The sequence below is a fragment of the Enterobacter cloacae complex sp. 342H5 genome (assembly GCF_050030905.1).
In the GTDB taxonomy this organism is placed as follows: domain Bacteria; phylum Pseudomonadota; class Gammaproteobacteria; order Enterobacterales; family Enterobacteriaceae; genus Enterobacter; species Enterobacter intestinihominis.
In genome coordinates, this window is sequence record NZ_JBLGVB010000001.1 from 269,226 (window position 1) to 292,500 (window position 23,275).

A 23,275-nucleotide genomic window follows, 5' to 3' on the forward strand; every position below is an offset into this window, starting at 1 on the left:
ACGCCGAAGCTGTTTTGGCGAAGAGAGACAGACACGATTTTCAGCCTGATACAGATTAACAGAATTTGCCTGGCGGCTTTAGCGCGGTGGTCCCACCTGACCCCATGCCGAACTCAGAAGTGAAACGCCGTAGCGCCGATGGTAGTGTGGGGTCTCCCCATGTGAGAGTAGGGAACTGCCAGGCATCAAACAGAAAGAACCCCGTACCGGAAGGTGCGGGGTTTTTTGCTTTGTGCGTTCTGAAAAGTCGGGTGGTGGCCCCACCTTACCCGCCCTACATGCTTTCCCTCCTTGAAACTTTCTCACCTTTCGCTTGCAGACTCGACATTAAGCCCGTTTCTGGGTATCGTTAGCTGTCTGGATGTCTAAACGTTTATACGTATGCTGTGAGGATTTAAGGTTATGCCGATTCGGGTGCAGGACGAGCTACCAGCCGTCAATTTCTTGCGTGAAGAGAATGTCTTCGTCATGACGGCTTCGCGTGCGACAGGTCAGGAAATTCGCCCGCTGAAGGTGCTTATTCTCAATCTGATGCCAAAAAAGATCGAAACGGAGAACCAGTTCCTGCGTTTGCTCTCCAACTCTCCGCTTCAGGTTGATATCCAGCTGCTGCGCATTGACGCCCGTGAGTCACGCAACACGCCTGCTGAGCATCTGAATAACTTCTACTGTAATTTTGAAGATATTCGCGATGAGAATTTCGATGGACTGATCGTCACCGGCGCACCGCTGGGTCTGGTGGAATTTAATGACGTTGCCTACTGGCCACAAATCAGGCAGGTGCTGGAGTGGGCAAAAGATCACGTCACGTCCACCTTATTTGTCTGTTGGGCGGTACAGGCCGCGCTGAATATCCTCTATGGCATTCCCAAGCAAACCCGCAGCGACAAACTTTCTGGCGTATACGAACACCACATTCTTCACCCGCATGCGCTGCTGACGCGTGGTTTCGATGACACTTTCCTGGCTCCGCATTCTCGCTACGCCGATTTTCCGGCACAGCTGATCCGCGATTACACCGACCTGGAAATCCTGGCCGAAACGGAAGACGGCGATGCCTACCTGTTCGCCAGTAAAGACAAACGCATCGCGTTCGTTACCGGCCATCCTGAGTACGATCCGCATACCCTCGCGTCAGAGTATTTTCGTGACGTTGAAGCGGGTCTGAATCCGGATGTCCCGTACAACTATTTCCCGAAAAACGATCCGCAAAACACGCCTCGGGCAACCTGGCGTAGTCACGGAAATCTGCTGTTCACTAACTGGCTCAACTATTACGTCTACCAGATTACGCCGTACGATCTGCGCCACATGAATCCGACGCTGGAGTAATCGTCTGCATTAAACGATCCTAAAGCGTTTCAGCTATTCACATCAGGCACCTTCGGGTGCCTTTTTTATTTCCGAAAACCAACTCAACATCGTGAAAAACTTTAATCCCATATTAATCATGCAGTTGTGATTGGATATGAATTAAAATGGAAATTGTTTTTGATTTTGGAAAAATTATAGATAGTCTTAATTCTGCTGAGCGAAAACTACACAACGATCTTTCGCTCGCATCGGGGGCGTGATTTTGGATCTTTGATGAGGAGCAGAACGATGACTCAACAGGCAACAACGGTCGATGAACTGACCTTTACCCAGCCGAATGGCGAGCAAGAACAGCAAGTTTTGACGGCAGAAGCGGTAGAGTTTCTGACTGAACTGGTGACTCGCTTTACGCCACAGCGTAATAAACTGCTGGCGGCACGCATTCATCAACAGCAGGAGATCGATAACGGCAAGTTGCCAGGGTTTATTTCGGAAACCGCTTCCATTCGTCATGGTGAATGGAAAATTCGCGGAATCCCTGAAGATTTACAGGATCGTCGCGTAGAGATCACCGGCCCGGTAGAGCGCAAAATGGTGATTAACGCCATGAATGCCAACGTCAAAGTATTTATGGCGGACTTCGAAGATTCCCTCGCGCCGGACTGGCAGAAAGTTATCGACGGGCAGATCAACCTGCGCGACGCCGTCAACGGCACCATCAGCTATACCAACGAAGCCGGTAAAATTTACCAGCTCAAACCGAATCCGGCGGTGCTGATCTGCCGCGTACGCGGTCTGCATTTGCCAGAAAAACACGTTACGTGGCGCGGAGAAGCGATTCCGGGCAGCCTGTTCGACTTTGCGCTGTACTTCTTCCACAACCATAAGAACCTGCTGGCGAAAGGCAGCGGCCCCTATTTCTATCTGCCGAAAACCCAGTCCTGGCAGGAAGCGGCGTGGTGGAGTGAAGTCTTCAGCTACGCAGAAGACCGTTTCAGCCTGCCGCGCGGCACCATTAAGGCCACGCTGCTGATTGAAACCCTGCCAGCCGTATTCCAGATGCATGAGATCCTCCATGCGCTGCGTGACCATATTGTGGGCCTGAACTGCGGCCGCTGGGATTACATCTTCAGCTACATCAAAACCCTGAAAAACCATGCCGACCGGGTATTGCCGGATCGTCAGGTTGTCACCATGGATAAACCCTTCCTCAGCGCCTACTCGCGCCTGCTGATTAAGACCTGCCACAAACGCGGCGCCTTTGCGATGGGCGGTATGGCGGCGTTTATCCCGAGCAAAGACGCAGAGCGTAACAACCAGGTGCTCAACAAGGTGAAAGCCGATAAAGAGCTGGAAGCCCGTAACGGCCACGACGGGACGTGGATTGCCCACCCCGGTCTGGCCGACACGGCGATGGAGGTCTTCAACCGCGTACTCGGCGATAACAAAAACCAGCTGTTTGTCACCCGTGAAGACGATGCGCCAATCGCAGAAGAACAGTTGCTCTCGCCGTGTGCGGGCGAGCGTACGGAAGAGGGCATGCGCGCCAATATTCGCGTCGCCGTGCAGTACATCGAGGCATGGATCTCCGGCAACGGCTGCGTGCCGATCTACGGTCTGATGGAAGATGCCGCCACGGCGGAAATTTCACGTACCTCCATCTGGCAGTGGATCCATCATCAAAAAACGCTCAGCAACGGCAAACCGGTCACCAAAGCCCTGTTCCGTCAGATGCTGGCCGAAGAGATGCGGGTCATCCAGGACGAACTGGGCGAGCACCGCTTCAGCAGCGGGCGTTTTAATGACGCTGCGCGCCTGATGGAGCAAATCACCACCTCTGATGACTTAATCGACTTCCTGACCCTGCCGGGCTACCGCTTCCTGGCGTAATTCACCACATAACAATATGGAGCATCTGCACATGAAAACCCGTACCCAACAGATCGAAGAGTTACAAAAAGAGTGGACCCAACCGCGCTGGGAAGGCATTCGCCGTCCGTACAGCGCAGAGGAAGTGGTGAAGTTACGCGGCTCGGTTAACCCGGAGTGTACGCTGGCGCAGAACGGCGCGGCGAAAATGTGGGATCTGCTGCACGGGGGGTCTAAAAAAGGTTATATCAACAGCCTCGGCGCACTGACTGGCGGTCAGGCATTGCAGCAGGCGAAGGCCGGCATTGAAGCTATCTATCTTTCCGGCTGGCAGGTCGCGGCGGATGCTAACCTGGCCTCCAGCATGTATCCGGATCAATCTCTTTATCCGGCGAACTCGGTGCCGTCAGTGGTAGATCGGATCAACAATACCTTCCGCCGTGCGGATCAGATCCAGTGGGCGGCGGGCATTGAGCCCCACGATCCGCGCTTTACTGATTATTTCCTGCCGATCGTCGCCGATGCGGAAGCCGGTTTCGGCGGCGTGTTGAACGCCTTTGAGCTGATGAAATCGATGATTGAGGCCGGTGCAGCGGCCGTACACTTTGAAGATCAGCTGGCGTCGGTGAAGAAGTGTGGGCATATGGGCGGGAAAGTGCTGGTGCCAACTCAGGAAGCGATCCAGAAGCTGGTTGCCGCGCGTCTGGCTGCTGACGTGCTCGGCGTGCCGACGCTGGTCATTGCCCGTACCGATGCGGACGCGGCGGACCTGATCACCTCTGACTGCGACCCGTACGACAGCGAATTCATCACCGGCGAACGCACCAGCGAAGGGTTCTATCGCACGCATGCCGGTATTGAACAGGCGATCAGCCGCGGCCTGGCGTATGCCCCTTACGCCGACCTGGTCTGGTGTGAAACCTCCACGCCGGATCTGGCGCTGGCGAAGCGCTTTGCCGATGCGATTCATGCGAGATATCCGGGCAAGCTGCTGGCCTATAACTGTTCGCCGTCCTTCAACTGGCAAAAAAATCTGGACGACACGACCATCGCCAGCTTCCAGCAGCAGCTGTCGGATATGGGCTACAAGTACCAGTTCATCACCCTGGCGGGTATCCACAGCATGTGGTTCAACATGTTCGACCTGGCGCATGCCTACGCACAGGGCGAAGGCATGAAGCACTATGTTGAGAAGGTACAGCAGCCAGAATTTGCGGCGGGTAAAGAGGGATATACCTTCGTTTCGCACCAGCAGGAGGTGGGAACCGGCTACTTCGATAATGTGACCACAATTATTCAGGGCGGGACTTCCTCCGTCACGGCATTAACGGGTTCAACGGAAGAAGCACAGTTCTGATCTTTCCCCCTCTCCCCCCTCGGGGAGAGGGTTGGGGTGAGGGGAATATATGTCGCGTGGTCTGGAATTACTGATAGCCCAAACTATTTTGCAGGGCTTCGATGCCCAGTATGGCCGCTTTCTGGAAGTCACATCCGGCGCGCAACAGCGTTTTGAGCACGCCGACTGGCACGCGGTTCAGCAGGCCATGAAGCAGCGTATCCATCTATATGATCACCACGTAGGTCTGGTGGTAGAACAACTGCGCTGTATCACCGACGGTAAAAGCCCGGATGCGGAATTTTTACTGCGCGTGAAAGAGCATTACACCCATCTGTTACCCGACTACCCGCGCTTCGAGATTGCGGAGAGCTTTTTCAACTCCGTCTATTGCCGGTTATTTGACCACCGCTCATTATCTCCTGAGCGGTTATTTATCTTCAGCTCCCAGCCCGAGCGACGCTTCCGTACCATTCCGCGTCCGCTGGCGAAAGATTTCTTTCCCGATCGCGGCTGGGAAAAGCTCCTGCACCGCGTCTTAACAGATTTGCCGCTGCGCCTGCCGTGGCAGAATAAACCCCGGGATATCGGTTATATCCACGCGTATCTCAGTGAAACCTTCGGTGAGGCGGTGCTCAGCCGCAGCCATTTGCAGGTTGCCAACGAGCTTTTCTACCGCAATAAGGCCGCCTGGCTGGTGGGCAAACTGGTTACGCCGACAGCCATCGTGCCGTTTCTGCTGCCCATTCACCGTACCGACGACGGCGAACTGTTTGTCGATACCTGCCTGACTACCAGCGCTGAGGCGAGTATCGTATTTGGCTTCGCCCGCTCCTATTTCATGGTCTACGCCCCGCTGCCCGCCGCCCTGGTGGAGTGGCTGCGCGAGATCCTGCCGGGCAAAACCACCGCCGAGCTGTATATGGCGATTGGCTGTCAGAAGCATGCCAAAACGGAGAGTTATCGGGAATACCTGCGTTATGTCACCACGGCTGATGAGCAGTTTATCGAAGCGCCGGGTATCCGCGGCATGGTGATGCTGGTCTTCACGCTGCCGGGCTTTGATCGGGTGTTTAAGGTGATTAAGGATAAATTCGCCCCGCAGAAAGAGATGACCGCAGCCCACGTCCGTGCCTGCTATCAGCTGGTAAAAGAGCACGATCGCGTCGGGCGAATGGCCGATACCCAGGAGTTTGAAAACTTTGTGCTGGATAAGCAGCAGATCGATCCGGCGCTAATGACGCTGTTAATGCAGGAAGCGCCGACGAAAATTACCGATCTTGGCGATAAGATTGCGATCAGTCATCTCTACATTGAGCGCCGTATGGTGCCGCTAAATATCTGGCTGGAACAGTCAGAGGGCCAGGCTTTACGTGATGCCATCGAAGAGTACGGCAACGCCATCCGCCAGCTCGCCGCTGCCAATATTTTCCCCGGCGATATGCTGTTTAAAAACTTCGGCGTCACCCGTCACGGGCGGGTAGTGTTCTACGATTACGATGAAATTTGCTACATGACCGAGGTGAACTTCCGCGATATCCCGCCGCCGCGCTACCCGGAAGATGAACTGTCCAGCGAGCCGTGGTACAGCGTCTCGCCGGGCGATGTGTTTCCGGAGGAGTTTCGCCACTGGCTGTGTGCGGACCCACGCATCGGGCCGTTATTTGAAGAGATGCATGCCGATCTGTTCCGCGCCAGCTACTGGCGCGGGCTGCAAGCGCGGATCAAAAACGGGCACGTGGAAGATGTCTACGCTTACCGCCGCAAGCAGCGGTTTTGCATCCGCTTTTCTCCCTCTCCCGCAGGGTAAGGGCATCCGCTTTTCTCCCTCTCCCTGTGGGAGAGGGCCGGGGTGAGGGCACCAGACCGCCCTCAATCCTAACGAATCCCACCATACGCCAGCGTCACCTCTTTTGCGGCCTTAATCACCAGCGCACCCAGCTCGGTGACGCGGTCGTCGGTCATACGTGAAATCGGCCCGGAGATGGAGATGGCGGCAAACGGCTCGCGGTGTTCGTCGAAAATACAGGACGCGAGGCAGCGCAGCCCGAGGGCATGTTCTTCGTCATCAAACGAATAGCCGCGCTTGCGGGTCAGAGCCAGATCTTCTTTCAGATGCACCGGCGACACCAGGGTGGCGTGGGTGTAGGCGTGCAGACCTTTACGGTGCAGCAGACCCGTCACCTGCTCTTCGCTAAGCTGCGAGAGAAACGCTTTCCCTGCGCCAGAGGCATGCATCGGCAGCTTGCCGCCAATCGGTGCGGACATGCGCATCAGCTGCGTACACTGCACCTGGTCGATGATAATCGCCTGATGATCGCTCTGATCCAGCACGGCCAGGTTTACCGTCTCGCCGGACTCCTCCATCAGCTTGCGCAGAATCGGGTGGACAATCGCCAGCAGGTTGCGGCTTTGCAGGAAGCTGCTGCCAACGATAAAGGCATGCGCGCCAACCGCCCAGTGACCCAGCTCGCCCACCTGACGTACGAAGCCCAGCTGCTGCATGGTGGTTAACAGGCGGTGAGTGGTGGAGTTCGGCAGTCCCGCCTGCTGCGCCAGCTCCGTCAGGGCCACGCTACCATGCGATTCGGCTATCCATTCCAGCAGCTTCAGGCCGCGCGTCAGGGATTGAACCTGTCCGCCAGGTTGTGCAGCGGTGGTTGCAGCAGGTTTTCTGCCGCGTTTAGCGGGAACGGTCGTAACCATGACGAACTCCTTTTTCTGTATCGTGGAAATCATTTTCGTTTTATTTGGTGGTTTTGCAACCGCTTTCCTGACTGATCGGAGGAGTGATAGTGAACATGTCTCATGTTACCGCTGTGTGACTTTTCGACCCTTAGAGATTATGCCAGTATGGAACGCAGCCTTTTGGCCATGTTGAACGTTGTCGGGAGCAAGTGTGAGCAGCAAAGTAGAGCAACTGCGTGCGCAGTTAAATGAACGAATTCTGGTGCTGGACGGCGGCATGGGCACCATGATCCAGGGCTATCGTCTGAGTGAAGACGATTTCCGCGGCGAGCGCTTTGCCGACTGGCCTTGTGACCTGAAAGGAAACAATGACCTGCTGGTGTTGAGCAAACCCTCTGTCATCAGGGATATCCACAACGCCTACTTCGAAGCGGGTGCGGATATTGTAGAAACCAACACCTTCAACTCGACAACCATCGCCATGGCGGATTACCAGATGGAATCCCTGTCGGCGGAGATCAACTTTGAAGCGGCGAAACTCGCCCGCGCCTGCGCCGACGAGTGGACGGCCCGCACGCCGGACAAGCCGCGCTATGTTGCCGGGGTGCTGGGCCCGACCAACCGCACCGCGTCGATTTCTCCGGACGTGAACGATCCAGCCTTCCGCAATATCACCTTTGACCAACTGGTGGCCGCGTATCGTGAGTCCACTAAAGCGCTGGTGGAAGGCGGTTCCGACCTGATCCTGATTGAAACCGTATTCGACACTCTCAACGCCAAAGCCGCAATTTACGCGGTGAAAGAGGAGTTCGAGGCGCTGGGTGTTGACCTGCCGATCATGATTTCCGGCACCATCACCGATGCCTCGGGGCGCACGCTTTCCGGCCAGACAACCGAAGCGTTTTATAACTCTCTGCGCCATGCCGAAGCGCTCTCCTTCGGCCTGAACTGCGCGCTGGGGCCGGACGAGCTGCGCCAGTACGTGCAGGAACTTTCGCGCATCGCAGAGTGCTACGTCACCGCCCACCCGAACGCCGGTCTGCCGAATGCATTCGGTGAGTACGATCTGGATGCCGATACCATGGCGGCGCAAATACGCGAGTGGGCCGAATCTGGCTTCCTCAACATCGTCGGCGGCTGCTGCGGCACCACGCCGGAGCACATCGCCGCCATGAGCCGCGCCGTCGCCGGGCTTGCACCGCGCAAGTTACCCGAGCTTCCGGTAGCCTGCCGTCTGTCCGGCCTTGAGCCGTTGACCATCGGCGACGACAGCCTGTTTGTGAACGTGGGTGAACGTACCAACGTCACCGGTTCTGCGAAGTTCAAGCGCCTGATCAAAGAAGAGAAGTACAGCGAAGCGCTGGACGTTGCTCGCCAGCAGGTAGAAAGCGGGGCGCAGGTCATCGATATCAACATGGACGAGGGGATGCTCGACGCCGAAGCGGCGATGGTGCGTTTCCTCAACCTGATTGCCGGTGAGCCGGATATCGCCCGCGTGCCGATCATGATTGACTCTTCCAAATGGGACGTCATCGAAAAGGGGCTGAAGTGCATTCAGGGCAAAGGCATCGTTAACTCCATCTCAATGAAAGAGGGCGTCGATACCTTTATCCACCACGCGAAGCTGGTGCGTCGCTACGGGGCCGCCGTGGTGGTGATGGCCTTCGATGAAGTGGGCCAGGCCGATACCCGCGAGCGCAAGATTGAGATTTGCCGCCGGGCGTACAAAATTTTGATCGAAGAGGTGGGCTTCCCGCCGGAAGACATTATTTTCGATCCGAACATCTTTGCTGTCGCAACCGGCATTGAAGAGCACAACAACTACGCCCAGGACTTTATCGGCGCGTGTGAAGACATCAAACGCGAGCTACCGCATGCGCTAATTTCCGGCGGCGTGTCGAACGTCTCGTTCTCGTTCCGCGGCAACGACCCGGTGCGTGAGGCCATCCACGCCGTGTTCCTCTACTATGCCATCCGCAACGGGATGGACATGGGGATCGTTAACGCCGGACAGCTGGCGATTTACGACGACCTGCCCGCAGAACTACGCGACGCAGTAGAAGATGTGATCCTCAACCGTCGCGACGACGCCACCGAACGCATGCTGGATCTGGCGGAAAAATACCGCGGCAGTAAAGCTGACGAATCAGCCAATGTTCAACAGGCCGAATGGCGTTCCTGGGATGTGAGAAAGCGTCTGGAATACTCGCTGGTAAAAGGCATTACTGAGTTCATTGAGCAGGATACCGAGGAAGCGCGTCAGCAGGCAGCCCGTCCGATTGAAGTGATCGAAGGGCCGCTGATGGACGGCATGAACGTGGTCGGCGATCTGTTCGGCGAGGGCAAAATGTTCCTGCCGCAGGTGGTGAAATCCGCCCGCGTCATGAAGCAGGCCGTGGCTTATCTTGAGCCGTTTATCGAAGCCAGCAAAGAGAAGGGCTCCAGTAACGGTAAGATGGTCATTGCCACCGTGAAGGGCGACGTACACGACATCGGCAAAAACATTGTCGGCGTGGTACTGCAATGCAATAACTACGAAATTATCGATCTTGGCGTGATGGTCCCGGCGGATAAAATCCTCAGGACCGCTCGCGAAGTGAATGCGGATCTGATTGGTCTTTCCGGGCTGATTACGCCGTCGCTGGACGAAATGGTCAACGTGGCAAAAGAGATGGAGCGCCAGGGCTTCACTATTCCACTGCTGATTGGCGGGGCAACCACCTCGAAAGCCCACACCGCAGTGAAAATCGAGCAGAACTACAGTGGGCCGACGGTGTATGTCCAAAACGCCTCGCGCACCGTGGGCGTGGTCTCCGCACTGCTGTCTGACACCCAGCGCGATGACTTTGTCGCTCGCACCCGCAAAGAGTATGAAACCGTCCGCATTCAGCATGGACGTAAGAAACCGCGCACGCCGCCGGTTTCGCTTCAGGCGGCGCGCGATAACGATCTGGCGTTCGACTGGTCCAGCTATACGCCGCCGGTCGCGCACCGTCTGGGCGTGCAGGAGGTGACGGCCAGCATCGAAACGCTGCGTAACTACATCGACTGGACGCCGTTCTTCATGACCTGGTCGCTGGCGGGCAAATATCCGCGCATTCTTGAAGATGAGGTAGTAGGCGAAGAGGCGAAACGCCTGTTTAAAGATGCCAACGATATGCTCGACAGACTGAGCGCAGAGAAAGCCCTCAACCCGCGCGGCGTGGTGGGGCTGTTCCCGGCGAACCGCGTGGGCGACGATGTCGAAATTTACCGCGATGAAACCCGCACCCATGTGCTGGCCGTGAGCCACCATCTGCGCCAGCAAACCGAGAAAGTGGGCTTTGCCAACTACTGCCTGGCGGATTTCGTCGCGCCGAAACTCTCCGGTAAAGCCGACTATATCGGTGCCTTTGCGGTGACCGGCGGTCTGGAAGAAGACGCGCTGGCGGACGCGTACGACGCACAGCACGATGATTACAACAAAATCATGGTGAAAGCGATTGCCGATCGCCTGGCGGAAGCCTTTGCCGAGTATCTGCACGAGCGCGTACGTAAGGTGCACTGGGGCTACGCCGCGAATGAGAATCTCAGCAACGAGGAGCTGATCCGCGAAAACTACCAGGGCATTCGTCCGGCACCCGGCTATCCGGCCTGCCCGGAACACACCGAGAAGGGCACTATCTGGAAACTGCTCGACGTGGAAGCGCATACCGGCATGAAACTTACCGAGTCGTTCGCCATGTGGCCGGGCGCGTCCGTTTCCGGCTGGTATTTCAGCCATCCGGACAGCAAGTACTTCGCCGTGGCACAGCTTCAGCGGGATCAGATTGAAGACTACGCCCTGCGAAAAGGCATGAGCGTGTCTGAGGTGGAACGCTGGCTGGCGCCGAATTTAGGCTACGACGCAGACTAACGTCACTTTTCCTTACAACAAACAGGGCACCGCTATGGTGCCTTGTCTCTTTCTTACGTTTAAACCCTTATACTGAACCTAAGGAAAATGAATAACGATAAGGAGGAAAACCCACTGTGTTGACGTTGTTACACCTGCTCTCCGCAGTCGCACTGCTGGTATGGGGCACCCATATCGTTCGTACCGGCGTGATGCGCGTGTTTGGCGCACGTTTACGTACCGTTCTCAGCGGCAGCGTTGAGAAGAAGCCGCTCGCCTTCTGTGCGGGTATTGGCGTCACGGCGCTGGTGCAAAGCAGCAACGCCACCACCATGCTCGTCACCTCGTTCGTGGCGCAGGATCTGGTGGCACTCGCCCCGGCGCTGGTGATTGTCCTTGGCGCCGACGTCGGTACCGCGCTGATGGCACGTATCCTGACCTTCGATCTCTCCTGGCTGTCGCCGCTGCTGATTTTTATCGGCGTCATTTTCTTCCTCGGCCGTAAGCAAAGCCGTGCCGGGCAGCTTGGCCGCGTCGGTATTGGCCTCGGGCTGATCCTGCTGGCGCTGGAGCTGATTGTGCAGGCAGTTACGCCGATTACCCAGGCCAACGGTGTGCAGGTCATTTTCGCCTCGTTAACCGGCGATATTATGCTGGATGCGCTGATCGGCGCGGTGTTTGCCATTGTCAGCTACTCCAGCCTGGCGGCCGTGTTACTGACGGCCACGCTAACCGCTGCGGGCGCGATCTCTTTCCCGGTGGCGCTATGCCTGGTCATCGGTGCGAATCTTGGCTCTGGCCTGCTGGCGATGCTTAACAACAGCGCAGCCAATGCTGCCGCCCGCCGGGTGGCGCTGGGGAGTTTGCTCTTCAAGCTGGTGGGTAGCCTGATCATTCTGCCGTTTGTGCACCCGCTGGCGAACCTGATGGACAACCTCTCTCTGCCGAAAGCGGAGCTGGTGATCTACTTTCACGTCTTCTACAACCTGGTACGCTGTCTGGCGATGGTGCCGTTTGCCGCGCCGATGGCCCGCTTCTGCGAGCGGCTAATTCGTGATGAACCGGAGCTGGACGCGCGCCTTAAACCGAAGCATCTGGACACCTCGGTGCTGGACACGCCCGCGCTGGCCATCGCGAATGCCGCCCGCGAAACGCTGCGCATGGGTGACGCGATGGAAACCATGCTGGAAGGGTTGCAAAAGGTGATGCACGGCGAGCCGCGCGAAGAAAAAGAGCTGCGCAGGCTGGCGGACGATATCAACGTGCTGTATACCGCCATCAAGCTCTATCTGGCGCGGATCCCGCAGGACGAGCTGGCGGAAGAGGAGTCGCGCCGCTGGGCGGAAATCATTGAGATGTCGCTTAACCTGGAGCAGGCTTCGGATATTGTCGAGCGTATGGGCAGTGAAATCGCAGACAAATCCCTGGCCGCACGTCGGGCGTTTTCTGTCGAAGGGCTGAAGGAGCTGGAAGCGCTGCACGAACAGCTGGTCAGCAACCTGAAGCTGGCGATGTCGGTCTTCTTCTCCAGCGACGTGCCGAGCGCTCGCCGCCTGCGCCGCAACAAGCACCGTTTCCGCATCCTCAACCGGCGCTACTCGCACGCCCACGTTGAGCGTCTGCACCAGCAGAACGTGCAGAGTATCGAAACCAGCTCGCTCCACCTGGGGCTGCTGGGCGATATGAAACGTCTCAACTCGCTGTTCTGCGCGGTGGCGTACAGCGTGATGGAGCAGCCGGATGAAGATGATGAGCGGGATGAGTATTAATCTCTGAAAGCGCCTCGCAAAACGGTTTTGTGAGGCGTGACTCCCCATAAAGAGCAATTTATTCTTCAACCCTTACATTTTTAAGGGAATAGGAGATGCTCAATTATTACGCTACACTTCGCCAGTTCATGCGCATTCCAATGGGGGTTCTCATGCGCGGTGCTAATAGCATTAAAAAATCAGTGAATGTTTCCCTGTCGCCGGACATTCTTGAAGAGGCGCGAAGGCTTAAACTTAACCTTTCTGCCGTGCTAACGGCGGCTTTGCAGGAGCAATTTCGTGAACATCGGCGCGCAGAGTGGCTTGAAGAAAATAAAGCTTCTATGGACGCCATTAACCAGTGGGTTGATGAAAACGGCTCCTTTAGTGACTTTCAGAGGTCGTTCTGATGAAGCATGTACTGGTCGCTCCCGCCGTTGAGATCGCGGGAAAACCCTGCGTGGTGATGATGCACATGATGGCAGGCATATCGCTAAAAGAGTTAGGTGAACGCGTTGCCGATCTTACTAACAGCAGTGCTTCATTGCGGGATGCACTCGATTTTCTGATCAGCGGTTACTAGGACTTTTTTGTCAGGCGCAAGGTAAGGTATATTTCGCCCTTCACAGGAGAAACTATGCTGCCAACTCAATCAACCCGATTAAACAAATACATTAGCGAGAGCGGGATCTGCTCACGTCGCGAGGCTGACCGTTACATTGAACAGGGTAACGTGTTTCTTAACGGCAAACGCGCCACCATTGGCGATCAGGTGGTACCTGGCGATGTGGTGAAAGTGAATGGTCAGGTCATCGAACCGCGTGATGCCGAAGACCTGGTGTTTATCGCGTTGAACAAACCGGTTGGGATTGTCAGCACCACGGAAGATGGCGAGCGGGACAACATTGTTGATTTCGTGAACCACAGCAGCCGCATTTTCCCGATTGGCCGTCTGGATAAGGACTCTCAGGGGTTAATTTTCCTGACTAATCACGGCGATCTGGTGAACAAAATTCTGCGTGCCGGTAACGACCACGAGAAAGAGTACATCGTGACGGTGAACAAGCCGGTGACGGACGAGTTTATCCGCGGAATGGGCGCTGGCGTGCCGATTCTGGGCACCGTGACGAAGAAGTGTAAAGTCAAAAAAGAAGCACCGTTCGCGTTCCGCATCACGCTGGTTCAGGGCCTGAACCGCCAGATCCGCCGCATGTGCGAGTACTTCGGTTATGAAGTGACGAAGCTGGAACGCACGCGCATCATGAACGTCAGCCTGTCTGGCATCCCGCTGGGCGAGTGGCGTGACTTAACGGATGATGAGCTGATCGAGCTGTTCAAACTTATCGAGAACTCCTCGTCCGAAGCGAAGCCGAAAGCTAAAGCCAAACCGAAAACGCAGGCAATTAAGCGTCCGGTGGTGAAGGCACCGCAGGCGGAAGAGAAAGGGCGAGGCAAGCCGGGCAACGGAAAACGCTTTACCCAGCCGGGGCGCAAAAAGAAAGGGCGCTGATTAGCGCCTTCCACGGGTTGATGTGCTGGCGGACCAGGAAAAAGTCGCCTCTGCGTCGGGTTTATACGCCAGCTCTTTTTTCAGCTTGCGGGCTTTTTTCGCCGCGGCATCACGTTGCGCCATCAGCTTATCGATGTACTCTTTTTTAACCTGATTGGTTTCGGCGTTCGTCAGCGTGCGGCCATGCGCGATGCGGGCGCGGTCGAGAAGCGTTTTAAGTTCGCGCTGCTCGGCTTCGGTCATGTCTTTCTGGGTCAAACGTGGTGTAGCCATTGCTGAAGCCTCCTGATGGGGAGGCTTCAGTGTAAAGCAAGCCGGCTCAATTAACCCTGTTTCACCGCATCTTTTTTCGGTTGGTCATCAATCGGCTTACCGGACCAGTACCCTGCTAACAGCGAACCGGACAAGTTGTGCCAGACGGAGAACAGCGCTCCCGGTAGCGCCGCCAGCGGTGAGAAGTAAATTTTACCCAGCGCCGCCGCCAGGCCAGAGTTCTGCATCCCCACTTCGATCGCCAGCGTGCGGCAGGTGGATTCGTCGAAACCAAACAGCTTTCCACCCCAGTATCCGCCCAGCAGACCAATGGTGTTATGCAGCACAACCGCGACGATCACTACAAAGCCCACCGAAGCAATGTGCGATGCGGAACCGGCTACCACGGCGCTGATAATGGCAAGTATGCAGACCATCGAAAACGCGGGCAGATACGGCTCAACCGCTTTCACCACCCGCGGGAAGAGATGGTGGATCACCAGTCCCAGCGCAATCGGGATCACCACGATTTGCAGAATGCTGAGCAGCATGCCCATCACATCCACCTGGATATGCGCGTCCACGTACAGGCGGGTTAACAGCGGCGTGGCAATCACGCCCACCAGCGTGGAAACGGAAGAAATAGTGACGGAGAGCGCCACGTCGCCTTTCGCCAGATAGATCATGACGTTAGATGCCGTGCCGCTGGCGACGCTCCCCACCAGCACCATCCCGGCGGAAAGGTCGGGCGGCATCTTAAAGGCCATCGCCAGCAGCCAGGCCGCGAGCGGCATCACCAGGTAGTGCAGGAAAATCCCTGCGGCAACCGGTGCCGGGCGAGACAGCACGCGTTTGAAATCGTCAATTTTTAGATGCACGCCCATGCCGAACATAATCAGCATCAGTAGCGTGGTGACCCACGGACCAATGCCCGTGAACGTGGTGGGAGTGTAATACGCGAGTACGGAGAGCAGCAGCGCCCATAACGGGAACAGCCGGGTGATAGCGGAGAGCATAGTGAATTCCTTGCAGTATTGTCGTGTTGTTTTGTTATAAAAAAGCCGGGTCTGTGCCCGGCTTATGGATAATGTTTATCGTGCTAACTAATTTTATTCAAATAAATTCTGATGAAGTTTCTGCACAACCTGCTCGGCCTGATCGGCAGGGACCAGGAAGCAGAGGTTGTAGCTGGACGCGCCGTAGCAAATCATGCGGATGCTGAACGGGTCGAGCACGCCGAACACCTCTTTGCCCACGCCGCACGCGCGCGACAGCTTATTACCGATGATGGCAACCAGCGCCAGATCTTCTTCCACCTCCACGCGGCACAGCTCGGAAAGCTCAATAAGCAGCGACTGCGTCAGCAGGGTGTCGCCGGTAGAGGTGGAGCCGGTGGTGTCGAGCGTCAGCGCAATGCTGACTTCTGACGTGGTGATCAGGTCCACGGAGATATTGTGGCGCGCCAGGATGCCAAACACTTCCGCCAGGAATCCGCGGGAGTGCAGCATATTATGGCTGTGCAGGGTAACCAGCGTCTGCTTACGACGCAGGGCCAGCGCGCGGAACAGCGGCGGGTTCTCGGTTTTCTTGCAGACCAGCGTCCCGCCCGCCTTTGGATCTTTACTGGAGCCAACGAAGACCGGAATGTCGCTGCGCACGGCGGGCAGCAGCGTGGCCGGATGCAGCACTTTCGCGCCGAAGGTGGCCATTTCAGCCGCTTCTTCAAAGGCGATCACGTCAATGCGTTTTGCCGCAGAGACCACGCGCGGGTCGGTGGTGTAAATGCCCGGCACGTCCGTCCAGATATCCACGCGGGTGGCATGCAGGGCTTCACCCAGCAGGGCGGCGGTATAGTCGCTGCCGCCACGGCCCAGCGTGGTTGTGCGCCCTTTGGCTTCGCTGCCGATAAAGCCCTGGGTGATCACTATGCCTTCATCCAGACGCGGGGCAAGCTGCTGGTTAGTGAGCTCTGCCAAAGCTTCAACGTCCGGCTCGGCGCGGCCAAAGCGGTCGCTGGTGCGCATTACTTTACGCACGTCGAACCACTGCGCCTGAATATTGCGCTCGCGCATGATCTCAACGAACAGCAGGGTGGACATCAGTTCGCCGTGGCTGACCAGTTCGTCGGTTAGAGCGGTAGAGGTTGCCAGTGAAGCGGCTTCTGCCAGGGTAGTGATATTTTCCAGCAGGCGTTCCACTTCCTCACGAATGACGTTCGGGTTTTGCAGACGCTCAAGGATGTCGAACTGAATTTTGCGCAGTGCATCCAGCTTCACGAAACGCTCGGTCGCTTCCAGTCCTTCAGACAAAGAAACCAGCAGGTTCGTCACGCCGGCTGAGGCGGAGAGCACCACCAGGCGGGTATTCGGATCGGCCAGCACCACATCGGCGCTGCGGTTCATGGCAGCGTAGTCTGCCACACTGGTGCCGCCAAACTTGGCGACCACAAAACTCGTCATAACAACCTCGTGTCAGGGAATGAATAGAGCGACCTTGGCACAAGAATGAAGCGAGAACAGGTGCAGGCGCAAAATACGGCCCTATAAATAAAATGCGGGGGAGGTCCTGTCAATGCTGGGATTATGCGGATTTTTCATGGGGGGGTACCCCTCAGAAACAGGACTTATAACAGGCCCATATTTTATGCTCCTTTTTACCCCTTTTTGACCAACATTTCGCCACGCCGGAAGGGCGCGACAGCAGCTATACTTTTCGGGTCTTTTCACCTGCGTTTGATGCAGACCAGGGCAATGGCATAAAAACCATCACAATTTTTATTTGCAGGCGCTACAATCGACCGCAGTCACAATTCTCAAATCAGAAGAGTATTGCTATGAAAAACATCAACCCAACGCAGACCGCTGCATGGCAGGCACTACAGAAACATTTTGATGAAATGAAAGACGTCACTATCGCGGATCTGTTCGCGAAAGATGCCGATCGTTTCAGCAAGTTTTCCGCCACCTTCGATGACCTGATGCTGGTGGATTTCTCCAAGAACCGTATCACCGAAGAGACGCTGGCGAAGCTGCAAGATCTGGCGAAAGAGACTGAGCTGGCAGATGCCATCAAATCCATGTTCTCCGGTGAGAAGATCAACCGCACCGAAGACCGTGCCGTGCTGCACGTGGCGCTGCGCAACCGTAGCAATACTCCAATTATCGTTGACGGCAAAGATGTGATGCCGGAAGTGAACGCGGTGCTGGAAAAGATGAAAACCTTCTCTGAAGCGATCATCTCAGGTCAGTGGAAAGGCTACACCGGGAAAGCGATCACCGACGTCGTAAACATCGGTATCGGCGGCTCTGACCTCGGCCCGTTCATGGTGACCGAGGCGCTGCGCCCGTACAAAAACCATCTCAACATGCACTTCGTGTCCAACGTCGATGGGACTCACATCGCTGAAGTGCTGAAAAAGGTGAACCCGGAAACCACGCTGTTCCTGGTGGCGTCTAAAACCTTCACCACTCAGGAAACCATGACCAACGCCCACAGCGCGCGCGACTGGTTCCTGAAAACCGCGGGCGACGAAAAGCACGTGGCGAAACACTTCGCGGCGCTGTCCACCAACGGTAAAGCGGTGGGTGAGTTCGGTATTGATACTGCGAACATGTTTGAATTCTGGGACTGGGTAGGTGGCCGCTACTCACTGTGGTCTGCGATCGGTCTGTCCATCATCCTGTCCGTCGGCTTCGACAACTTCGTTGAGCTGCTCTCCGGCGCGCACGCGATGGACAAACACTTCTCCACCACCGCGCCTGAGAAAAACCTGCCAGTGCTGCTGGCGCTGATTGGGATCTGGTACAACAACTTCTTCGGCGCTGAAACCGAAGCGATTCTCCCGTACGACCAGTATATGCACCGCTTTGCGGCCTACTTCCAGCAGGGCAACATGGAATCCAACGGTAAATACGTTGACCGTAACGGTAACGCGGTGGATTATCAGACTGGCCCAATCATCTGGGGCGAGCCGGGCACCAACGGTCAGCACGCGTTCTACCAGCTGATCCATCAGGGCACCAAAATGGTACCGTGCGATTTCATCGCCCCGGCGATTACGCACAACCCGCTGTCCGACCACCATCCGAAGCTGCTGTCTAACTTCTTCGCCCAGACCGAAGCGCTGGCGTTCGGTAAATCCCGCGAGGTGGTTGAGCAGGAGTACCGTGACCAGGGTAAAGATCCGGCTACGCTGGAACACGTTGTGCCGTTCAAAGTGTTCGAAGGCAACCGTCCAACTAACTCCATTCTGCTGCGTGAAATTACGCCGTTCAGCCTGGGCGCGCTGATTGCCCTCTACGAGCACAAGATCTTCACTCAGGGCGCTATTCTGAACATCTTCACCTTTGACCAGTGGGGCGTTGAGCTGGGCAAACAGCTGGCAAACCGCATTCTGCCAGAGCTGGGTGACGATAAAGCAATCGACAGCCACGACAGCTCCACCAATGGTCTGATTAACCGTTATAAAGCATGGCGTGCGTAATAAATATGTCATGAACAATGCCGGCGATATGCCGGCATTTTTTTATCGGATAATTCCTGATGTCTGTTAGTTATCTCAAATTCTGAATCTGAGTTTAATCCGAAAAACACGGTTACCCCGTTAATTGCTGAGGGTTATTTTAAGAAAATACGGAGTGATACTTTAATGGGTTTATATTATAACTGTTTGATAATGAATGGTTATCTATTTCAATAATTCTTTTTTCTTTTCATTTTTAACCATTAGTCTGAAAACCTCATCCCTATTTACCCCCACGGTAAACCCACTGCTTTAGTTGTGTATACTCGAATCCGCCTGAATTTCTTTTCGGGCAAATCTCCATTCATTCATTGAAGGGAAATTGTTATGAAGAAAGTACTGTATGGCATTTTTGCCATATCTGCGCTTGCGGCGACGTCTGTCTATGCAGCTCCGGTCCAGGTCGGGGAAGCAGCAGGGTCGGCAGCGACGTCTGCGTCTGCGGGGAGTTCTACCGCAGCCAGCACCAGCGCCGTAAGTTCAGCCGTGGGTGTCGCGCTGGCGGCAACCGGTGGCGGTGATGGCTCCAATACCGGAACCACGACCACTACGACGACCAGCACCCAGTAATACCGGGTGTTTTAATCATAACCACACTTCGGTGTGGTTATTTCGCCCCTTCGGAGAAGAGTCGTGAAGCGACCTGCAATCATCCTGATTTGCCTGCTGTTGCAGGCGTGCTCAGCTACCACCAAAGGGCTGGGCCACTCACTGTGGGACAGCATGTTCGGCACGCCGGGCGTGCATCTGACCGATGACGAACTTCAGAACATGCCGTATGCCAGCCAGTACATGCAGCTAAACGATGGTCCGCAACTGTTTGTGGTGCTCGCTTTCGATGAAAACGGGCAGCAGAAATGGGTGACGCAGGATCAGGCCACCATCGTGACTCAGCATTCCCGAATCGTGAAAACGTTGCTTGGCGGCGACAACCTGCTTGAGGTAAACAACCTGGCTGAAGATCCGCTCATCAAGCCGAATCAGATCGTCGATGGCGCAAGCTGGACGCGCACAATGGGCTGGACCGAGCACAAACAGGTGCGCTACGCCACGGCCCGCTCTACCTTCCGCTGGGATGGTACGGACAGCGTCAAAGTGGGCAGCGACGAAACGCAGGTGCGCGTGCTGGATGAAGAGGTGACAACCGATCAGGCCACCTGGCATAACCGCTTCTGGGTGGACGAAGAGGGGCAAATCCGCCAGTCCTTACAGTATCTCGGTGCCGGTTTCTTCCCGGTGAAGACCACCCTGATCAAGGCGGCGAAATCATGAAAATGTTCATTCACGTTGCGCTTCTCGCCAGCCTGGCCTCGCCGCTGGCGTGGTCTGCGGGAACGGTACAGGTCTACACCCCGGACAGCGAAAAACCTAAAACCTTAACCAACGCCGGGCATCTGCTCGATCTGGTGGGGCAGCCGAGGCTGGCGAAAAGCTGGTGGACCGGGGCGGTTATCAGCGAGCGTCAGGCGACGATTGTAGCGGAACAAAAACATCAGGCGCTGCTCGCCCGACTGAGCGGGCTGGCACAACAGGAAGATGCTGACGATGCCGCGGCCATTACTAGCCTGCGTCAGCAGCTTCAGGCGGTTAAGGTGACGGGTCGCCAGAAGGTGAATCTCGATCCGGATGAGGTGCGCGTCGCCGAAAACGGCAATCCGTCGCTGGAAGGGGACTATACCCTGTGGCTGCCGGCTCAGCCTTCCACCGTCACCGTGATGGGGCTTATCAGCAGCCCTGGCAAAAAGTCGTTTACGCCGGGCCGGGACGTCGTGAGCTATCTCGACGAGCAAAGCTTGCTCAGCGGTGCGGATAACAGCTATGCCTGGGTGGTCTATCCGGACGGGCATACGCAAAAAGCGCCGGTGGCTTACTGGAATAAACGCCATATCGAACCTATGCCAGGCAGCATCATTTTTGTCGGTTTTGCCGACCATTTCTGGACGAAAGCGTATGACGGGCTTAATGCCGATATCCTTCGCTCCCTGATACAGCGGATACCGGAATAATGAAAAAAACCTATCTCTACAGCATGCTTGCACTGTGCGTGAGTGCCGCCTGTCATGCAGAAACGTATCCGGCACCCATCGGCCCGTCGCAGTCCGATTTTGGCGGCGTGGGCTTACTGCAAACCCCGACCGCGCGTATGGCCCGCGAGGGGGAAATCAGCCTTAACTATCGCGATAACGATCAGTACCGTTACTACTCTGCGTCCGTGCAGCTGTTCCCCTGGCTGGAGACCACGCTGCGTTACACCGACGTGCGTACAAAACAGTACAGCAGCGTGGACGCCTTCTCCGGCGATCAGACCTATAAAGACAAAGCCTTCGACGTGAAGCTGCGCCTGTGGGAAGAGAGCTACTGGATGCCGCAGGTCTCCGTCGGGGCGAAAGACATTGGCGGGACCGGCCTGTTTGATGCGGAATACATCGTTGCCAGCAAAGCCTGGGGACCGTTTGATTTCTCGCTGGGTCTTGGCTGGGGCTACCTCGGCACCAGCGGCAACGTAACCAACCCGTTCTGTACCTACAGCGACAAATACTGCTACCGCGATAACAGCTATAAAAAAGCGGGTTCCATCAACGGCGACCAGATGTTCCACGGCCCGGCCTCGTTGTTTGGAGGCGTAGAGTATCAAACGCCATGGCAGCCGCTGCGCCTGAAGCTGGAGTACGAAGGCAATAACTACAGCGAAGATTTTGCCGGCAAGATTGAGCAGAAGAGCAAGTTTAACGTCGGCGCCATTTACCGCGTCACCGACTGGGCCGACGTTAACCTCAGCTATGAGCGCGGTAATACCCTGATGTTTGGCTTTACGCTGCGCACCAACTTTAACGACATGCGGCCGCGCTACAATGATAACCCGCGGCCCAAATACCAGCCGGAGCCGCAGGATGCGATCATTCAGCACTCCGTGGTAGCGAACCAGCTGACGCTGCTGAAATATAACGCGGGCCTGGCGGATCCGAAGATCCAGACCAAAGGCGATACGCTGTACGTCACCGGCGAGCAGGTAAAATACCGCGACTCCCGCGAAGGGATCGAGCGCGCCAACCGGATCGTCATGAACGATCTGCCGGAGGGGATCCGCACGATCCGCGTGACGGAGAACCGTCTCAACCTGCCGCAGGTCACCACTGAAACCGATGTTGCCAGCCTTAAGCGTCATCTTGAAGGCGAACCGCTGGGACATGAAACCGAGCTGGTGCAAAAACGCGTTGAGCCGGTGGTGCCAGAGAGCACCGAGCAGGGCTGGTATATCGATAAATCCCGCTTCGATTTCCATATCGATCCGGTGCTGAACCAGTCCGTGGGTGGGCCGGAAAACTTCTACATGTATCAGCTGGGCGCGATGGCGACGGCGGATCTGTGGGTGACCGACCACCTGTTGACCACCGGTAGTCTGTTCGGCAACCTTGCCAACAACTACGACAAATTTAACTACACCAACCCGCCGAACGATTCAAAACTGCCGCGCGTGCGTACCCGCGTTCGCGAATATGTGCAGAACGATATCTACGTGAATAACCTGCAGGCCAACTACTTCCAGTACTTCGGTAACGGCTTCTACGGCCAGGTTTACGGTGGCTATCTGGAAACCATGTTCGGCGGCGCGGGGGCGGAGGTGCTTTATCGTCCCGTCGACAGTAACTGGGCGTTTGGGATTGATGCCAACTACGTGAAACAGCGTGACTGGCGCAGCGCGCAGGACATGATGAAGTTCACCGACTACAGTGTCAAAACCGGCCACCTGACCGCCTACTGGACGCCGTCGTTCGCACAGGATGTGCTGGTGAAAGCCAGCGTCGGGCAGTACCTGGCGGGCGATAAGGGCGGCACGCTGGATATCTCCAAACACTTCGACAGCGGCGTAGTGGTAGGCGGTTATGCCACCATCACCAACGTTTCGCCAGACGAGTACGGGGAAGGGGACTTCACCAAAGGGGTGTACGTGTCGATTCCGCTGGATCTGTTCTCGTCAGGCCCAACCCGCAGCCGTGCGGCAGTGGGCTGGACGCCGCTGACGCGCGACGGCGGTCAGCAGCTTGGACGTAAGTTCCAGCTGTATGATATGACCAGCGATAAGAACATTAACTTCCGCTGATGCTTGTTTGCCCGGTGGCGCTGCGCTTACCGGGCCTACAAGAATATTTTTGTAGGCCGG

18 protein-coding genes and 1 rRNA gene are annotated in these 23,275 nt (G+C 56.2%); 15 read left to right on the forward strand and 4 right to left on the reverse strand.

Annotated elements, in window-relative coordinates:
• Nucleotides 1-68 precede the first annotated feature (68 nt).
• The 5 genes from rrf (at nt 69) to aceK (ending at nt 6,329) form a co-directional block, all read left to right on the forward strand.
• Nucleotides 69-184, forward strand: a 5S ribosomal RNA gene (gene rrf / locus ACQG03_RS01350).
• Between the two features lie 218 nt (nt 185-402).
• Entirely contained in the window at nt 403-1,332 is a 930-nt protein-coding gene (gene metA, locus ACQG03_RS01355) for a homoserine O-acetyltransferase MetA (RefSeq protein WP_022646716.1), read from the forward strand.
• A gap of 270 nt (nt 1,333-1,602) precedes the next feature.
• Complete coding sequence (gene aceB, locus ACQG03_RS01360; RefSeq protein ID WP_063147238.1) at nt 1,603-3,204, forward strand: malate synthase A; 1,602 nt, start codon at nt 1,603-1,605, stop codon at nt 3,202-3,204.
• A gap of 31 nt (nt 3,205-3,235) precedes the next feature.
• Nucleotides 3,236-4,540, forward strand: coding sequence for an isocitrate lyase (gene aceA, locus ACQG03_RS01365; protein WP_045309064.1), 1,305 nt, complete (start codon nt 3,236-3,238; stop codon nt 4,538-4,540).
• Nucleotides 4,541-4,589: 49 nt separating this feature from the next.
• Entirely contained in the window at nt 4,590-6,329 is a 1,740-nt protein-coding gene (aceK, locus tag ACQG03_RS01370; protein ID WP_022646719.1) for a bifunctional isocitrate dehydrogenase kinase/phosphatase, read from the forward strand.
• Nucleotides 6,330-6,397: 68 nt separating this feature from the next.
• Here aceK and iclR read toward each other — a convergent pair whose 3' ends face one another.
• Complete coding sequence (gene iclR, locus ACQG03_RS01375; protein WP_022646720.1) at nt 6,398-7,225, reverse strand: glyoxylate bypass operon transcriptional repressor IclR; 828 nt, start codon at nt 7,223-7,225, stop codon at nt 6,398-6,400.
• Nucleotides 7,226-7,418: 193 nt separating this feature from the next.
• Here iclR and metH point away from each other — a divergent pair, with 193 nt between their 5' ends.
• The 5 genes from metH (at nt 7,419) to rluF (ending at nt 14,339) form a co-directional block, all read left to right on the forward strand.
• On the forward strand, nt 7,419-11,102 hold the full coding sequence (metH, locus tag ACQG03_RS01380; RefSeq protein WP_063163888.1) for a methionine synthase: 3,684 nt from the start codon (nt 7,419-7,421) through the stop codon (nt 11,100-11,102).
• A 116-nt stretch (nt 11,103-11,218) separates the two neighbouring features.
• Complete coding sequence (locus ACQG03_RS01385; RefSeq protein ID WP_022646722.1) at nt 11,219-12,850, forward strand: Na/Pi cotransporter family protein; 1,632 nt, start codon at nt 11,219-11,221, stop codon at nt 12,848-12,850.
• A gap of 95 nt (nt 12,851-12,945) precedes the next feature.
• The gene (locus ACQG03_RS01390; RefSeq protein WP_045620920.1) at nt 12,946-13,239 is read left to right on the forward strand and encodes a type II toxin-antitoxin system CcdA family antitoxin; all 294 of its coding nucleotides are present in this window, start codon (nt 12,946-12,948) and stop codon (nt 13,237-13,239) included.
• Nucleotides 13,239-13,412: a CcdB family protein gene (locus ACQG03_RS01395; protein WP_226869808.1), complete on the forward strand. Its 174-nt coding sequence runs from the start codon at nt 13,239-13,241 to the stop codon at nt 13,410-13,412. The genes ACQG03_RS01390 and ACQG03_RS01395 overlap by 1 nt, the downstream gene beginning before the upstream one ends.
• 54 nt (nt 13,413-13,466) lie before the next feature.
• Complete coding sequence (gene rluF, locus ACQG03_RS01400) at nt 13,467-14,339, forward strand: 23S rRNA pseudouridine(2604) synthase RluF (RefSeq protein WP_022646725.1); 873 nt, start codon at nt 13,467-13,469, stop codon at nt 14,337-14,339.
• On the opposite strand, the gene ACQG03_RS01405 is transcribed toward rluF, so the two are convergent.
• From ACQG03_RS01405 to lysC, 3 genes are all read right to left on the reverse strand, one after another.
• Nucleotides 14,340-14,612, reverse strand: a complete 273-nt coding sequence (locus ACQG03_RS01405) for a DUF3811 domain-containing protein (RefSeq protein WP_045620921.1) — start codon at nt 14,610-14,612, stop codon at nt 14,340-14,342.
• A 50-nt stretch (nt 14,613-14,662) separates the two neighbouring features.
• Nucleotides 14,663-15,607 (reverse strand): ketopantoate/pantoate/pantothenate transporter PanS, encoded by a 945-nt coding sequence (gene panS, locus ACQG03_RS01410; protein ID WP_023295757.1) that lies wholly within the window; start codon nt 15,605-15,607, stop codon nt 14,663-14,665.
• A gap of 93 nt (nt 15,608-15,700) precedes the next feature.
• On the reverse strand, nt 15,701-17,050 hold the full coding sequence (lysC, locus tag ACQG03_RS01415) for a lysine-sensitive aspartokinase 3 (RefSeq protein ID WP_022646727.1): 1,350 nt from the start codon (nt 17,048-17,050) through the stop codon (nt 15,701-15,703).
• Nucleotides 17,051-17,424: 374 nt separating this feature from the next.
• On the opposite strand from lysC, the gene pgi reads away from it, so the two are divergent.
• The 5 genes from pgi (at nt 17,425) to ACQG03_RS01440 (ending at nt 23,215) form a co-directional block, all read left to right on the forward strand.
• Nucleotides 17,425-19,074, forward strand: a complete 1,650-nt coding sequence (gene pgi / locus ACQG03_RS01420) for a glucose-6-phosphate isomerase (protein ID WP_022646728.1) — start codon at nt 17,425-17,427, stop codon at nt 19,072-19,074.
• A 366-nt stretch (nt 19,075-19,440) separates the two neighbouring features.
• Nucleotides 19,441-19,683 (forward strand): exopolysaccharide production protein YjbE, encoded by a 243-nt coding sequence (gene yjbE / locus ACQG03_RS01425; protein WP_003860341.1) that lies wholly within the window; start codon nt 19,441-19,443, stop codon nt 19,681-19,683.
• Nucleotides 19,684-19,746: 63 nt separating this feature from the next.
• Entirely contained in the window at nt 19,747-20,385 is a 639-nt protein-coding gene (locus tag ACQG03_RS01430; protein WP_003860339.1) for a YjbF family lipoprotein, read from the forward strand.
• Nucleotides 20,382-21,119: a capsule biosynthesis GfcC D2 domain-containing protein gene (locus ACQG03_RS01435; RefSeq protein ID WP_023305255.1), complete on the forward strand. Its 738-nt coding sequence runs from the start codon at nt 20,382-20,384 to the stop codon at nt 21,117-21,119. Before ACQG03_RS01430 ends, ACQG03_RS01435 begins: the two co-directional genes overlap by 4 nt.
• A complete protein-coding gene (locus tag ACQG03_RS01440; protein ID WP_023299084.1) occupies nt 21,119-23,215 on the forward strand; it encodes a YjbH domain-containing protein in 2,097 nt (698 codons plus the stop codon). Before ACQG03_RS01435 ends, ACQG03_RS01440 begins: the two co-directional genes overlap by 1 nt.
• Nucleotides 23,216-23,275 lie beyond the last annotated feature (60 nt).

Excerpts from the sequence above, each read along its gene's own strand:
- metA (WP_022646716.1), top strand. The coding sequence starts at position 403 with ATGCCGATTCGGGTGCAGGACGAGCTACCAGCCGTCAATTTCTTGCGT.
- aceB (WP_063147238.1), top strand. The coding sequence starts at position 1,603 with ATGACTCAACAGGCAACAACGGTCGATGAACTGACCTTTACCCAGCCG.
- aceA (WP_045309064.1), top strand. The coding sequence starts at position 3,236 with ATGAAAACCCGTACCCAACAGATCGAAGAGTTACAAAAAGAGTGGACC.
- aceK (WP_022646719.1), top strand. The coding sequence starts at position 4,590 with ATGTCGCGTGGTCTGGAATTACTGATAGCCCAAACTATTTTGCAGGGC.
- iclR (WP_022646720.1), bottom strand. The coding sequence starts at position 7,225 with ATGGTTACGACCGTTCCCGCTAAACGCGGCAGAAAACCTGCTGCAACC.
- ACQG03_RS01390 (WP_045620920.1), top strand. The coding sequence starts at position 12,946 with ATGCTCAATTATTACGCTACACTTCGCCAGTTCATGCGCATTCCAATG.
- ACQG03_RS01395 (WP_226869808.1), top strand. The coding sequence starts at position 13,239 with ATGAAGCATGTACTGGTCGCTCCCGCCGTTGAGATCGCGGGAAAACCC.
- rluF (WP_022646725.1), top strand. The coding sequence starts at position 13,467 with ATGCTGCCAACTCAATCAACCCGATTAAACAAATACATTAGCGAGAGC.
- ACQG03_RS01405 (WP_045620921.1), bottom strand. The coding sequence starts at position 14,612 with ATGGCTACACCACGTTTGACCCAGAAAGACATGACCGAAGCCGAGCAG.
- panS (WP_023295757.1), bottom strand. The coding sequence starts at position 15,607 with ATGCTCTCCGCTATCACCCGGCTGTTCCCGTTATGGGCGCTGCTGCTC.
- lysC (WP_022646727.1), bottom strand. The coding sequence starts at position 17,050 with ATGACGAGTTTTGTGGTCGCCAAGTTTGGCGGCACCAGTGTGGCAGAC.
- pgi (WP_022646728.1), top strand. The coding sequence starts at position 17,425 with ATGAAAAACATCAACCCAACGCAGACCGCTGCATGGCAGGCACTACAG.
- yjbE (WP_003860341.1), top strand. The coding sequence starts at position 19,441 with ATGAAGAAAGTACTGTATGGCATTTTTGCCATATCTGCGCTTGCGGCG.
- ACQG03_RS01435 (WP_023305255.1), top strand. The coding sequence starts at position 20,382 with ATGAAAATGTTCATTCACGTTGCGCTTCTCGCCAGCCTGGCCTCGCCG.
- ACQG03_RS01440 (WP_023299084.1), top strand. The coding sequence starts at position 21,119 with ATGAAAAAAACCTATCTCTACAGCATGCTTGCACTGTGCGTGAGTGCC.